Source organism: Duganella flavida (genome assembly GCF_009857445.1).
GTDB classification, from domain to species: Bacteria; Pseudomonadota; Gammaproteobacteria; order Burkholderiales; family Burkholderiaceae_D; genus Rugamonas; species Rugamonas flavida.
In genome coordinates this window covers 114,413-128,572 of record NZ_WWCN01000014.1, presented here as the reverse complement: position 1 = coordinate 128,572, position 14,160 = coordinate 114,413, and the positions used below count along the sequence as shown (strand labels likewise).

Sequence of the window (14,160 nt, the reverse complement as noted above, 5' to 3'; positions counted from 1 at the left end):
CGGATCTGTACGCTGATGCACACGGAAGGTGAAGAATTGGCCGTTTTAGGATATAATTTCAATTTCCCGCATGTGCCGTTCGGCACCTTCCGCAATGACCAAATTTGTCTTCGTCACTGGCGGCGTCGTGTCTTCCCTGGGTAAAGGGATCGCCGCTGCCTCTCTCGCTGCGATCCTCGAATCGCGCGGCCTCAAAGTCACCATGCTCAAGCTGGATCCGTACATCAACGTTGATCCGGGCACCATGTCCCCTATGCAGCACGGCGAAGTGTTCGTCACCGATGACGGCGCTGAAACCGACCTGGACCTGGGTCACTACGAGCGCTTCATCAGCACCCGCATGAAGAAGGTGAACAACTTCACCACCGGCCAGATCTACGAATCGGTGATCCGCAAGGAACGCCGCGGCGAATACCTGGGCAAGACCGTACAGGTCATCCCGCACATCACCAACGAAATCCAGGACTACATCCGTCGCGGCGCTGAAGGCTACGACGTGGCCCTGTGCGAAATCGGCGGTACCGTGGGCGATATCGAATCGCTGCCGTTCCTGGAAGCCGCTCGCCAGCTGAGCCTGCGCGCAGGCCGCAAGAACGCCGCTTTCGTGCACCTGACCCTGGTGCCGTACATCGCCTCCGCCGGCGAACTGAAGACCAAGCCGACCCAGCACTCGGTACAGAAACTGCGCGAAATCGGCATCTCGCCTAACGCGCTGCTGTGCCGTGCCGACCGTCCGATCCCGGACGACGAGCGCGCCAAAATCTCGCTGTTCTCGAACATCGAAGAGCAGGCCGTGATCTCGGTGTGGGACGTCGACACCATCTACAAAGTGCCGCAAATGCTGCACGACCAAGGCCTGGACGCGATCATCTGCGAAGCGCTGGACATCAACCCGGCCCCAGCCGACCTGTCGGTCTGGAGCAAGCTGATCTACGCGCAAGAACATCCGAAGGCAGAAGTCTCGATCGGCATGGTCGGCAAGTACGTGGAACTGACCGAGTCGTACAAATCGCTGACCGAAGCGCTGCGTCACGCCGGCATCCACACCGAGTCGAAAGTCAACATCGAGTACATCGATTCGGAAGAAATCGAAACCACCGGCTGTGCCTCGCTGGCCAAGTACGACGCCATCCTGGTACCGGGCGGCTTCGGCAAGCGCGGCGTGGAAGGCAAAATCCTGGCAGCGCAATTCGCCCGTGAAAACAAGATCCCTTACCTGGGCATCTGCCTCGGCATGCAAGTGGCACTGATCGAATACGCCCGCCACAAGGCTGGCCTGACCGGCGCCAACTCGACCGAGTTCGACCTGGGTACCCCGCAGCCAGTGGTCGCCCTGATCGACGAATGGCAAGGCCAGGACGGCAAGGTTGAAAAACGTGACGAGAACTCCGATCTGGGCGGCACCATGCGCCTGGGCGCGCAAACCTGCGCCATCAAGCCGGGCACGCTGGCATCGGAAATCTACGGCGCAGTGGTGACCGAGCGTCACCGCCACCGTTACGAAGCCAACAACCACTACCTGCCACGCGTCGAAGCGGCTGGCCTGGTGGTGGCGGCGCGCACCCCAACTGAAGACCTGTGCGAAATCATGGAACTGCCGCGTACCGGCGACAATTCGCACCCATGGTACATGGGCGTGCAGTACCACCCAGAATTCAAATCGACCCCGCGTGACGGCCACCCGCTGTTCACGTCTTACATCAAGGCGGCGCTGGCCCACAAGGCTGCTGGCGGGCTGCAAGGAGAAGTGGCATGAAACTGTGCGGATTCGACGTCGGCCTGGACCAACCGTTCTTCCTGATCTCCGGTAACTGTGTGGTTGAATCGCGCCAGATGGCGTTCGACACCGCCGGCACGCTGAAGGACATCACCACTGAGCTGGGCATCCCGTTCATCTTCAAGGCCTCGTTCGACAAGGCCAACCGTTCTTCGGGCAAATCCTACCGCGGTCCTGGCCGCGAGCAGGGCCTGGAGATCCTGGCCGCCGTCAAGCGCGAGCTGAACGTGCCGGTGCTGACCGACGTGCACTCGATCGAAGACATTGAAGTGGCTTCGAAAGTGGTGGACGTACTGCAGACCCCGGCCTTCCTGTGCCGCCAGACCGATTTCATCATCGCCTGCGCGCAGTCCGGCCTGCCGGTCAACATCAAGAAGGGCCAGTTCCTGGCTCCGCATGACATGAAGAACGTCATCGACAAAGCCCGCGCTGCCGCCAAGGAAGCCGGTCTGCCAGAAGACAACTTCATGGCCTGCGAACGCGGCGCCTCGTTCGGCTACAACAACCTGGTGTCCGACATGCGCTCGCTGGCTATCATGCGCGAAACCGGCGCACCGGTCGTGTTCGATGCTACCCACTCGGTACAGCTGCCAGGCGGTAATGGCACTTCCTCGGGCGGCATGCGCGAAATGGTGCCGGTGCTGTCGCGTGCAGCGGTAGCGGTCGGCGTCGACGGCCTGTTCATGGAAACCCATCCTAATCCTGCAGAAGCACTGTCGGACGGCCCTAACGCCGTCCCGCTGGGCAAAATGAAGGATTTGCTGTCCGTTCTGATCGAGTTGGACCGCATCACCAAAAAAGCTGGCTTCCTGGAGAACAGCTTTAACTAAATCAACTTGCCCGGTGTGGAAAATTTAGCAATCTTTCACGCACCGGGTACAATTCTGCTTGTTCGCAACGCGCGTAAAGACGCGGCGCGACTCCGTATCGCCTAACTTTGGAGAATGACATGAGTGCTATCGTTGATATTATCGGCCGTGAAGTAATCGATTCGCGCGGCAATCCAACCGTCGAATGCGACGTGCTGCTGGAATCCGGTGTGATGGGCCGTGCCGCCGTACCGTCGGGTGCATCGACCGGTTCGCGCGAAGCGATTGAACTGCGTGATGGCGATCCTAAGCGTTACTTCGGCAAGGGCGTACTGAAAGCCTGCGAAAACATCAACACCGAAATCTCGGAAGCCATCATGGGCCTGGACGCCAATGAACAAGCTTTCCTGGACCGCACTCTGATCGACCTGGACGGCACCGAAAACAAGGCTCGCCTGGGCGCCAACGCCATGCTGGCGGTATCGATGGCGGTCGCCAAAGCCGCTGCTGAAGAAGCCGGCCTGCCGCTGTACCGCTACTTCGGCGGTTCGGGCGCGATGCAGCTGCCAGTACCGATGATGAACGTGATCAACGGTGGCGCGCACGCCGACAACAACCTGGACATCCAGGAATTCATGATCATTCCAGTTGGTGCGCCGTCGTTCAAGGAAGCCGTACGCTACGGCGCGGAAGTATTCCACACCCTGAAAAAGATCCTGCACAAGAAGGGCCTGAACACCGCCGTCGGCGATGAAGGCGGCTTTGCTCCTTCGCTGGCGAACCACGAAGAAGCGATCAAGCTGATCATCGAAGCAATCGAACAAGCCGGCTACGAGCCAGGCACCCAGATCGCTATCGGCCTGGACTGCGCTGCGTCGGAATTCTACAAAGACGGCAAGTACGAACTGGAAGGCGAAGGCCTGTCGCTGAGCGCAACTGAATTTACGAATTTGCTGGCGACCTGGTGCGACAAGTACCCGATCATCTCGATCGAAGACGCGATGCACGAAGGCGACTGGGACGGCTGGGCCATCCTGACCAAGGAACTGGGCCAGAAAGTCCAGCTGGTGGGCGACGACCTGTATGTCACCAACACCAAGATCCTGAAAGAAGGCATCCAGAAAGGTATCGCCAACTCGATCCTGATCAAGATCAACCAGATCGGCACCCTGACCGAAACCTTCGCTGCGATCGAAATGGCCAAGCGCGCCGGCTACACCGCCGTGATCTCGCACCGTTCGGGCGAAACCGAAGATTCGACCATCGCTGATATCGCCGTTGGTACCAACGCCCTGCAGATCAAGACCGGCTCGATGTCGCGTTCGGACCGCATGGCCAAGTACAACCAGCTGCTGCGTATCGAAGAAGATCTGGGCGAAATCGCGTCCTACCCAGGCCGCGATGCGTTCTATAATCTGAAGTAATTAAGTAAGCGCGGCCGGAGCAATCCGGCCGCATCTGATGTTATGCGCCTGATTACCCTCGCACTGGCTTTCTTGCTGCTGCTGATCCAGTACCCGCTGTGGCTGGGGAAGGGCGGCTGGCTGCGCGTGAAGGATTTTGAAGCGCAGGTCGACGCGGCGCACCAGAAGAATGCGGAGCTGATCGCCCGTAATGCCAAACTCGACTCCGAAGTGCGCGACCTCAAGGACGGCACCGGCGCGGTCGAAGAGCGGGCTCGCTACGAGCTCAGCATGATCAAGCAAAACGAGATTTTTGTGCAAATCGTCGGCAAGGGCCAAGCTGCTGCTCTTGCACCGTTGGCGCCCAAGCCAGCAGAACCTTCCGAACACTGAGAATTCCCATGAGGCTGCGCGCTGGCATATTGCTGATGTTGGCTGCGGCCACTGCCGGTGCTGCACAGCCCGCCGGGCAGTGCATTCCCATCCGCGTCGGCTATATGGACCAGAACCGTCCGCCGTACTGGCTGGGCGAAGGCGAGAAAGTGCCCGATCCGCCTGGTGCGGCGGTGGACTTGATCCATGATGCAGTGCTTGGCTCCGGCTTTGGCTGTACACCGATCTGGGTGCGGCTGCCGGTGGCGCGCCTGAAAGTAGCGCTGACCAATGGCGACATCGACCTCGCACCGCTGAGTGAGCAGAGCTACTATCCGGCCGAGATCGCACTCCCGAAAGACAAGGCCGGCAATATCGACCTCGAACGCGCGCTGCACAACAAAGTGCTGGTGCTGGTGCGCGCCAAGGACAAGCTGCCGGCCAGCACCAATCCCGTGCTGTACTTCAAAGGCAAGACGCTCGGCATCCCGCAAGGTAATGGCTATGCCCCGCGCTTGCGCGAGATCGGCCTGACCTTGGATGATGGCGGCCGCGACCTCGACCGGAATATCGAAAAGCTGCGGCTGGGCCGTGTCGATGGCGTGGTGGTGGCGGCAGTGGCGCCGGCCCACCTCAAGGAGACGCTGGACAAGTACAAGGGTGAGATCGTGCAGCTGCAACAGCCGCTGCTGAATATCCGCGTCTGGCTGGCCTTTAATGACAGCTTCTACCGTGCCCATCCGCAGCAAAGCGAAGCGCTGTGGACCTGGCTGGACAAGAACCGCACCCGCCTCGGCTACGTCATGCAACGCTACCGCAAGGACTAGACCATGAAACACCTCAGCGCCATCAGCTTGTTTGTCGAAGACCTGCCTGCGGCGAAGGCATTTTATGTCGAGGTGTTTGAGGTGCCGGTGGTGTATGAAGACGCCAACTCGGCCGTCGTCAAATTCGATAATCTGCTGATCAATCTGCTGCAGGTGGCGCACGCGCCGGAGATTGTGGCGCCGGGTCCGGTGGCCTCGCGCGAAGCTGGTTCGCGCTTCCAGATCAGCATCTGGGTGCCGGATGTGGATGCGGTCTGTGCCCAGCTCAAACAGCGCGGCGTGACCTTGCTGCAAGGGCCGCTGGATCGCCCATGGGGCATGCGCACCGCGAACTTTGTCGACCCCGCCGGACACAGTTGGGAAGTCGCGCAGCAAATCAACGGTTAAGGATAGAATGCGGCTCCGTGTTTGATTGTCCGAGTCTGGTTTGAACGCTTTATTTCCTGTTCTGATGCTGGCCGCAGGCCTTGCTGCGGCTTCGGCTGACCCTACGCTGTCCGCTGCCGATACCAAACTGCTGCGTGCGCAAGTGCTGCTGGACCGTGCACATTTCTCTCCCGGTGAGATGGACGCAGCCAGCGGCAGCAATATGCGGCAGGCGATACGCGGCTTCCAGAAGCTGCGCCAGTTACGCGTCACCGGCACGCTGGACGCCGCCACCTGGAAAGAGCTGGATAGCGATCAAGCGCCAGTGCTGGAGGTCTACACGCTGACGGCGCAAGATATCGCCGGACCGTACACCAAAATACCTGCCGACATGGCGGGCAAATCCAAACTGGCCACGCTTGGTTATGCCAACTTGCTGGAAGCGCTCGGTGAGCGCTTCCATTGCAGCCCCGAGCTGCTGCGCCGCCTGAATCCCGGCAAGACGATGAAGCGCGCCGGCGAACAATTGCTGGTGCCGAATGTGGCCATCATCAAGCCGCTGCCAAAAGCGGCCTCGGTGCTGGTCGATGCGAAAGAGGGTACGCTGACCTTGCTCGACGCCAGCGGCACGCCGTTCGCGCAATTCCCGGCCAGCACCGGCAGCAAGCACGACCCGCTGCCGGAAGGCCGCTGGCAAGTGCGCGGCGTCGCCACCAATCCTGAATACCGCTACAACCCGAAACTGTTCTGGGACGCCAAGGCCGGCGACACCAAGGCCCGCATCGCTGCTGGTCCCAATAATCCAGTGGGCTTGGCGTGGATCGACCTGACCATCGAGCACTACGGTATCCACGGCACGCCGGAACCGGGCAAGATCGGCAAAACGCAGTCGCACGGCTGCGTGCGCTTGACCAACTGGGACGTGATGCAAGTGGTCCGTTCCATCGCGCGCGGCGCTACCGTACTAATGCAATCCTAGCTGCGCTAGAATGGCTGCTTCAAGGAGGCAGCTATGGCTATCGAACTGGACCACCTGATCGTCCCCGCACACGACAAGATTGCGTCGGCCAAGCTGCTGGCGGAATTGCTGGACGTACGCTGGTCGCCCACCGGCACCGGCCCGTTCGCGCCGGTGTTCGTCAACGATGGATTGACTATCGACTTCGATACCTGGCCCGCGCCGATCCCGCTGACGCACTACTGTTTCCGCGTCAGCCAGCAGGAGTTCGACGCCATCCGCGAGCGCATCGCCGCCAAAGGCATCCCGTATCGTAGCTCTGTGTTTGGGCCGGTCGACAACGCGGTCGGCAAATGGAACGACGGCAGCATCGTCTACTGGAACCAGCCGGATGGCCATCAATGGGAAATTCTTACAGTTAGCTACGCACGATGAAAACAATAGGACTGATAGGCGGTATGAGCTGGGAATCGACGGTGCCTTATTACCGTCAGATCAATGAGACCATCAAGCAGCAACTGGGCGGCTTGCATTCCGCGCGGCTGGTGCTGTACAGCGTAGATTTCCACGAAGTCGAGCGCTTGCAGCACGCAGGCGACTGGGACGCGGCTGGCGTAATGATGGCCGATGCCGCGCGCGCCTTGCAGGCCGCTGGTGCGGAATTCATCGTGCTGTGCACGAACACCATGCACAAGGTAGCGCCGGCGATTGAAGCTGCCGTGCGCATCCCGCTGTTCCACATTGCCGATCCGACCGCGCGCGCCATCAAGCAAGCCGGCATGCAGAAGATTGGCCTGCTGGGCACGCGCTTCACGATGGAACAGCCGTTTTACAAAGACCGCCTGCGCGAGCTGCATGGCCTCGATGTGGTGGTGCCCGCGCTGGCCGACCGCGACATCGTCCACCGCATCATCTACGAAGAGCTGTGCCTTGGGCGCATTGTCGACAGCTCGCGCGACGAGTACCGCCGCGTCATCGCCGCGCTGGTGGAGCAGGGCGCCGAAGGCATCATCCTCGGCTGTACCGAAATCTCGCTGCTGGTCGCGCAGCAGGACGCCAGCGTGCCGCTATTTGATACCACCTCCATCCACGCACATAGCGCTGCCTTGTGGGCGCTTACCTCATCATGAAACGACGCATTTGCGCGCTTGTCGCCAGTTTTTCCGTTGCCGTCCATGCCCAAACCGTGCCGATGGATCCTGTGGGATTTACCGAGTTCGGCGCGCAAGCCATGCGTACTGAAGTGGGGCCGGACGTGCCCGTGAAAGTGAAGGGGCCGCTGACACTTGGGATCGACGAACTGCAACTCAACCTGGACCGCGCTTATGCTTTCTGCCAAAGGAACGTAGCGGAATGCCGCAGTGCGCTGACCGGGTACAGCAAGAATATCGCGGCCTTCCTCAAGGAGCGTAACGCGCCGATTGATGGCAAGGCAGTGCTGCTGGCCGTCCGCAGCAGCGCCTACATCCAGAATGCGCAGGCGACGCTGGGCCGCGATGCGCCGGCGCTGGCCACACGTCCGCTGGCTCAGGGGCTGGTGACGATAGCGATGTTCGATACGCCAAGCGCCGCACGTCCCCTCAATGCCAAGGATGCCGCGCGGCTCAGCCTGTCCAACGACGAGCTGCTGGCATTGGCTACCAAGAATTTGCAAGCATCGCTGGAACCCTTGAGCACCAAGGCCAAGCCGGTCGCAAGCGGACAAGTGGGCACGCTGCAAGGTAGTTATTACGAAGCCAGCCGGCTTGCGCTGACAGCGGAATGGGCCAGCCTCGCGGCGGCGCAAAATGGTACGTTGTTGGTCGCAGCGCCGTCCCCGGACGTTATACTCTACGTTTCGGAATCCTCGCCTACGGCAGTCGACGCTTTGCGCGCGCTGGCGAAAACCGTGGCCGCCAAATCGCAAACGCCATTGTCGCTTGCCGTATTCAAGTGGACTGCGGAAGGCTGGGTGATCCCATAATTTCTTCGGAGTGAAAATGAAACTGATCGGTATGCTGGATTCACCTTACGTCCGCCGGGTGGCGGTGTCGCTGCAGCTGCTGGGCATCCGCTTTGAGCACCAGTCGCTATCGGTGTTCAGCACCTACGACCAGTTCCGCCAGATGAACCCGGTGGTGAAAGCGCCGACGCTGGTCGATGCAGAGGGTAATGTGCTGATGGACTCGACCCTGATCCTGCAATACGCCGAAGCCATCGCCCGCCCAGCCGCGCGCCGCACGCCGTCGATGCCGACCGAGCTGATGCGCTCGCAGTCGCTGCTGGGCTTTGCGCTGGCGGCGTGCGACAAGGCGGTGCAGATCGTCTACGAGCGCGGCTTGCGTCCGGCAGAGAAGCTGCACCAGCCGTGGGTGGACCGCGTCAGCCAACAACTGCTGTCGGCGCTGGATGTGCTGGAATCTGAGCAGCTGAAGCAGCCGTTGCCTGTCGCCAGCACAGACATCCCGCCGCCAGGCGTGATGATGGCCATCACCTGGCACTTCATTCAGCAAATGCTGCCGGACGTGGTGCCCGCCGCTAGCTACCCGGCGCTGGCCGCTTATTCGGCACAGGCCGAGCAGCTCCCAGAGTTCATAGCTGCCCCCTACGGTGACAGCACGTACCAAGCCTGAATTATCAAGAAGACAGCTTATAATGGCGGTTTTGTCGTAGACACCGCCATTCATGTTGCGCCAGATTCCACTTGCCATGATGCTGTACTGGGCCGCCGGCGCTGAAGCCGGCTGTCCGCCTGTGCGCATCGGCTACATTGACCAGGATCGGCCGCCGTACTGGCTCGGCAGCGGCGCCGAAGTGCCAGACCCGGCCGGTGTCGGCGTCGATTATTTGCGCGTCACCGCTGCCGCGACCATCCCTTGCCCGGTGCAGTTCGTGCGCATGCCGACCACGCGCCTGAAGGTGGCGCTGCAGGCCGGCGAGGTGGACTACCTGCCGATTGAAGAACGTCCCGACTTGCCGCCCGAGGTAGTGCTGCCGCGCGACCGCAACGGCGCGCTGGACCGCAGCCGCGCGCTACACACCAGCATCATCGTGCTGGTGCGGGCTGCCGACCAACTGCCGAACGATACCATCACGCCGCGCTATTTCCAGGGCAAAGTGATGGGCATCCCGTACGGCGCACCGTATGCTGACGCGCTACGCGAAGCTGGCATCCGCGTAGACGACGGTGGCCGCGATCTCGAACGTAATATCGGCAAGCTCAAACTCAAGCGCGTGGATGGCGTGGCGCTCACCGTCGGCCAGCTCAACGATATGGACCAGTCCATCGCCGAGCGCTACGGTAACGAGGTCGTGCGCCTGCGCGTGCCTCTGTTCAGCAGCAACATCTGGCTAGCCACCAATCCCGCCTACTACGCTGCGCACAAAGAGCAGGTCGAAGCGGTCTGGACGTGGATGGCTACGCACCAGGCGGAACTGAGCGGCATAATGGCGAAGTACTCCCGCAAATAAGGAATCCGTCATGCCTGTTTCTTCTTACCTGAACACCTCGCCGCAACTGGGCGAGGGCCTCTACATGCACCCGACTGCCAGCGTGATCGGCGACGTCACGGTCGGCAAGGATTGCTCGATCTGGTGCAACACTGTGCTGCGCGGCGATGTGAACCGCATCGTCATCGGCAACTGCACCAACGTGCAGGATTTTGCGATGGGCCACGTGTCGCACAAGAACGCGGCCAAGCCGGACGGCTCGCCGCTGATCATCGGCGACTACGTCACCATCGGCCACCAGGCCATGCTGCATGGCTGCACCATCGGCAACGAGGTGCTGATCGGCATGGGCGCCATCATCATGGACGACGTGGTGGTGCAGGACCAAGTGATGGTCGGCGCCGGTAGCCTGGTCTCGCCGGGCAAGGTGCTGGAAAGCGGCCACCTGTACGTCGGCCGCCCGGCGGCCAAGGTAAGGGCGCTGACGCCGGAAGAAATCGCCTACCTCAAATACTCCGCCGAGCACTACGTCCGCGTCAAAAACAACTACCTCGCTGGGTGACATTGCAATCTTGTTCTCATTACTGCTTGTAAATGAGAATCATTATTGTTAAGATGCGTTTTTGCCAGCGATCGTCGGACATCCGAGAGCCAGCCGTTCAACACTACTCTCTCTTGGATATCTATGGTCGCTACCCTTACGGGCGCCCGGCACAAGGCCGCGCCGCTGTCTCTTCACGTCCAATCCGCCCTGCTGGTGATGCTGGGCGCGGTTGCTTTGCCTGCATTCGCGCAGGATGCCAAACCAGCCGCCGAATTGTCGGAAATCCTGGTCCAGGCCAAGCGCGACGACGCCAGCTCCGCCCGTAACGGCAGCACCACCGTCATCAGCTCGCGCCAGCTGGAGCAGAACAACGCCGTTGACCTGGGCAATATCGCCCGCTACTCGCCGCTGATCAGCGTGCCGGCGGCGGCCAGCGGTGGCGGCAGCGTGTGGGATAGCCCGGGCAATACCGGCATCAACATCCGCGGCGTGGAAGGTAATCGCGTCAGCCTCGACCTGGACGGCATCTCACTGCCCGACGCCGCACCGAAACCGGACGGCACCACCTTGAACGGCTTCGGCATCGGCCGCGACTACTTCGATCCTGAGACCTTCCGCGACGTCCGCATCGGGTCCGGCTCCAGCCCGAGCGGCGCCGGTACGCCGGGCCTCGGCGGCTCGGTCTCGTTCCTGACCAAGGCACCGGAAGACTATCTGGATGGCACGCGCAAAGTCTACGCTGACTACAAATTTGGCTACAGCTCGGACCGCGCCAGCCGCCTGCACGCGGTCACCGCTGCCACCGAAATCAATCCAAGCCTGAAAGCCCTGATTGTCGCCGTGCACCGCACCGGCGAGCAAGCGGACAGCAAGAGCGCCGCACCGCTGAACCCGGATAATTGGAATTCGGACGCCGTTCTGGCCAAGCTGAACTGGACCATTGCACGCGGCCAGAAACTGAACTTTGCCATCGACAGCTTCAAGTCCGAGCACGACCTCAGCTACGTCAACAAGACCAGTACCCTGTACCCGACCGGCGTGCTGCAAGACTCCAACACCAAGCGCACCCGTTTCAGCATCGACCATCAGTGGAGCCCAAGCGGCTTCGCCCTGTTCGATACGCTGGACACCAAGCTCTACTCGCAAAAAGCCGAAGTGGTCGACTTGACCCACGCCGATTACCTGTCGGGCGGCCAGAAGTACGTCCGCGACATCAACACCGGCTACTACAACGACAGCAAAGGCCTGTCGCTGGACGCGGCCAAGCAAATCGGCGTCGGCAACCTGCTGAGCTACGGCTTGCTGTACGAGCAGCTGGAAAGCCGCCGTCCGTGGACCGAAGACCGCCTGGTGGTCGCCACTGGCGCGCACCAGTACACCACCAAGTACCGCATGGCCGACATGGACACCGACAAATTCGCTGCCTACGTGCGCGGCGAATTCGGCTTCACGCTGGCCGGCCATCAAGCCACGCTGACGCCGGGCTTGCGCGGCGAAACGCGCAAGCTGACGCCACAGAATCTGGCCAAGTACGCTGTCGCCGTGCCGAACGCCGCCAAGGAAATCAAAGAAGAAACCGATTCCTGGTTCACGCCATCGCTGAACCTGTCGGTGGAACTGGTGCAGAACTTCAACGCCTACGCCCAGTACTCGCGTGGCACCCGCCTGCCGACGGCAGCCGAGCGCACCGGCACCTACGATTCCTTCAGCTACACCGGCGCCGGCAATGGCTACGCTGTGCTGGGCAATCCGGACTTGAAAAAAGAAAGCAGCAACGCATTTGAGCTGGGCCTGAAAGGCACGCCGACGCCGGGCGTGGAATTCAGCGCCTCGGTGTTCAACACTCAGTACAGCAACTTCATCGAGTACGCCACGCAGCCGGCTGATCCGGTCAACTACCCGACCATCACTTTCGGCCTGTACCGTCCTGAAAACATCGGCAAGGCCAAGATCTACGGCACCGAATTCAACGCGCACTTCACGCTGGGCCAGTGGCTGCAAAGCATGAAAGGCTACAGCGTCAACCTGGCGGCGGGCGCATCGAAAGGCACGTCGGAAAACACCGCCACCGGCAAATCGGCCGACCTGGCATCGGTACAGCCGTACAAGGGCAACGCCACTTTTGCGTACGACAGCGATGTTGCCGGCGCCGCCTTCACCGCCAGCACCGTGCGCGGCAAGCGCGCCGTCGGCGACGTGCTGACTGGCAGCACCACCACCATGTTCGACGTGCCGGGCTACAGCGTGTTCGACCTGACCGCCTACTGGCACATCAACAAGCACGTCGTGCTGAGCGGCGGCGTGTACAACCTGGGCGACAGGAAGTACTGGGACTACGCCTCGTCGCGCAGCCTGCCAGCCGCGACCACGGCGGCGACCCTGGCCGACATCGAACGCCAGGCGCGTCCGGGCCGCAACTATGCCTTCAATCTCAAAGTGATCTACTAAGGAACCAGACTATGAAACCCCACCATCGATTTGCCCTGGCGCTGACCGGCGCCTTGCTGATCTCGTCGTTGCCGGCAGGCGCAGCCAGTCTAACCGAACGCTACGAAGCGCTGCGCGCCGAACAGCCGAAGCTGCCGCTGCGCGACGCTGCCGCCAAGCTGAACGTATCGGAAGCGGAACTGCTGGCTGCCAACGGCATCGGTAAGACCGTGACCCGTTTGCAGGAAGGTGAAAACGTGCCGCGTGAAATCATGCGCCGCGCGCTGGACCTCGGCAAAGTCATGGCCATGACGCGTAACGAGAACGCCATCCTCGAACGCACCGGCGTGGCGACGCGCCTGAAGCCGCAGGAAGAAGTGACCGGCCTCGACGCCGACAAAGAGAAAGAGCGCGAAGCCCGCATGCGCAACATCGCCGGCGGTTACCTGGGCGGTGAGATCGACCTGCGTTTCACGTTTAAAAACTGGAAGTACGCGTTTGCCGTGGCGCAGCCGGGCAAGGATGGCGTGGTATCGCGCAGCCTGCAGTTCTTCGACGCCAACGGCAATGCTGCGCATAAAATCTACGTGAAGAGCGATGCCGGCGTGGCCGTGTTCGACAAAATCGTGGCCGACTTCCGCAACCCGTCGCAAAGCGCCGAGCTGAACGTGGCGGCAGCGCCGGTGAAAAAAGCCGAGAAACCGGATAGCGCGGTGGACGTGAAAGAATTCCAGCTGGCCTGGAGTGAAATCAACGACGTGCACCAGTTCAACCGCCTGCTGGGCGAGTTCGGTGTGACGCGCGAGCAGGGTCTGCGTCTTGGTCCGGTGGACAAAGTGCAGCGCATCGCACCGCAAGCCGTACGCCAACTGCTGGAGCAGGCGGCCAAGCAGCAGGTAGAGATCATGGCCTTCCTGGGCAATGACTCGGCCATCCAGATCTACAGTGGCAAGATCAACAAAGTGCAGGAAGCGGGCGGCTACTTTAACGTGCTGGATCCCGAGTTCAACCTGCACCTGCGCGATAGTGCGCTGGTGAGCGGCTACATCGTCAAGCGTGCCGGTGTAGTGAACGTCGAGTTCTACGACAAAGAAGGCCGCGAAGTCGTAAGCTTCTTCGGCGTGCGCAGCCGCGAAAACCCAGTGCCGCAAGCCTGGATCGACCTGACCGCCACACTACCAAAACTCGGTACCGCAAGCCAGGCCAGCCGCTAAGCAATTTGCGCCAAGCAATTTGGGGTCAGCTCTG

General features: G+C 61.3%; 15 protein-coding genes. All 15 read left to right on the top strand.

The window, feature by feature from the left end; translation table 11 throughout:
- The first annotated feature begins 94 nt into the window (after positions 1–94).
- A complete protein-coding gene (gene pyrG, locus GTP46_RS21245) occupies positions 95–1,756 on the top strand; it encodes a CTP synthase (RefSeq protein ID WP_161008619.1) in 1,662 nt (553 codons plus the stop codon).
- Positions 1,753–2,607, top strand: a complete 855-nt coding sequence (gene kdsA / locus GTP46_RS21240) for a 3-deoxy-8-phosphooctulonate synthase (protein WP_161008618.1) — start codon at positions 1,753–1,755, stop codon at positions 2,605–2,607. Before pyrG ends, kdsA begins: the two co-directional genes overlap by 4 nt.
- 119 nt (positions 2,608–2,726) lie before the next feature.
- On the top strand, positions 2,727–4,010 hold the full coding sequence (gene eno, locus GTP46_RS21235) for a phosphopyruvate hydratase (RefSeq protein WP_161008617.1): 1,284 nt from the start codon (positions 2,727–2,729) through the stop codon (positions 4,008–4,010).
- A 42-nt stretch (positions 4,011–4,052) separates the two neighbouring features.
- Positions 4,053–4,382 carry a cell division protein FtsB gene (gene ftsB / locus GTP46_RS21230; RefSeq protein ID WP_161008616.1) on the top strand — a complete coding sequence of 110 codons (330 nt, stop codon included), beginning with the start codon at positions 4,053–4,055 and terminating at the stop codon, positions 4,380–4,382.
- An 8-nt stretch (positions 4,383–4,390) separates the two neighbouring features.
- Positions 4,391–5,188, top strand: a complete 798-nt coding sequence (locus GTP46_RS21225; protein ID WP_161008615.1) for a transporter substrate-binding domain-containing protein — start codon at positions 4,391–4,393, stop codon at positions 5,186–5,188.
- A 3-nt stretch (positions 5,189–5,191) separates the two neighbouring features.
- Positions 5,192–5,575, top strand: coding sequence for a VOC family protein (locus GTP46_RS21220; RefSeq protein ID WP_161008614.1), 384 nt, complete (start codon positions 5,192–5,194; stop codon positions 5,573–5,575).
- 40 nt (positions 5,576–5,615) lie between these two features.
- On the top strand, positions 5,616–6,533 hold the full coding sequence (locus GTP46_RS21215; RefSeq protein WP_229259043.1) for a L,D-transpeptidase family protein: 918 nt from the start codon (positions 5,616–5,618) through the stop codon (positions 6,531–6,533).
- 33 nt (positions 6,534–6,566) lie between these two features.
- A complete protein-coding gene (locus GTP46_RS21210; RefSeq protein ID WP_161008613.1) occupies positions 6,567–6,947 on the top strand; it encodes a VOC family protein in 381 nt (126 codons plus the stop codon).
- Entirely contained in the window at positions 6,944–7,642 is a 699-nt protein-coding gene (locus tag GTP46_RS21205; protein WP_161008612.1) for an aspartate/glutamate racemase family protein, read from the top strand. The genes GTP46_RS21210 and GTP46_RS21205 overlap by 4 nt, the downstream gene beginning before the upstream one ends.
- On the top strand, positions 7,639–8,475 hold the full coding sequence (locus tag GTP46_RS21200) for a DUF1444 domain-containing protein (RefSeq protein ID WP_161008611.1): 837 nt from the start codon (positions 7,639–7,641) through the stop codon (positions 8,473–8,475). The genes GTP46_RS21205 and GTP46_RS21200 overlap by 4 nt, the downstream gene beginning before the upstream one ends.
- A gap of 16 nt (positions 8,476–8,491) precedes the next feature.
- Complete coding sequence (locus GTP46_RS21195) at positions 8,492–9,124, top strand: glutathione S-transferase (protein ID WP_161008610.1); 633 nt, start codon at positions 8,492–8,494, stop codon at positions 9,122–9,124.
- A 52-nt stretch (positions 9,125–9,176) separates the two neighbouring features.
- Positions 9,177–9,962, top strand: coding sequence for a transporter substrate-binding domain-containing protein (locus tag GTP46_RS21190; protein WP_161008609.1), 786 nt, complete (start codon positions 9,177–9,179; stop codon positions 9,960–9,962).
- Positions 9,963–9,972: 10 nt separating this feature from the next.
- Complete coding sequence (locus tag GTP46_RS21185; protein ID WP_161008608.1) at positions 9,973–10,503, top strand: gamma carbonic anhydrase family protein; 531 nt, start codon at positions 9,973–9,975, stop codon at positions 10,501–10,503.
- Between the two features lie 123 nt (positions 10,504–10,626).
- Positions 10,627–12,933 carry a TonB-dependent receptor domain-containing protein gene (locus GTP46_RS21180; RefSeq protein WP_161008607.1) on the top strand — a complete coding sequence of 769 codons (2,307 nt, stop codon included), beginning with the start codon at positions 10,627–10,629 and terminating at the stop codon, positions 12,931–12,933.
- An 11-nt stretch (positions 12,934–12,944) separates the two neighbouring features.
- Complete coding sequence (locus tag GTP46_RS21175; protein ID WP_161008606.1) at positions 12,945–14,126, top strand: hemin-degrading factor; 1,182 nt, start codon at positions 12,945–12,947, stop codon at positions 14,124–14,126.
- Positions 14,127–14,160: the final 34 nt, after the last annotated feature.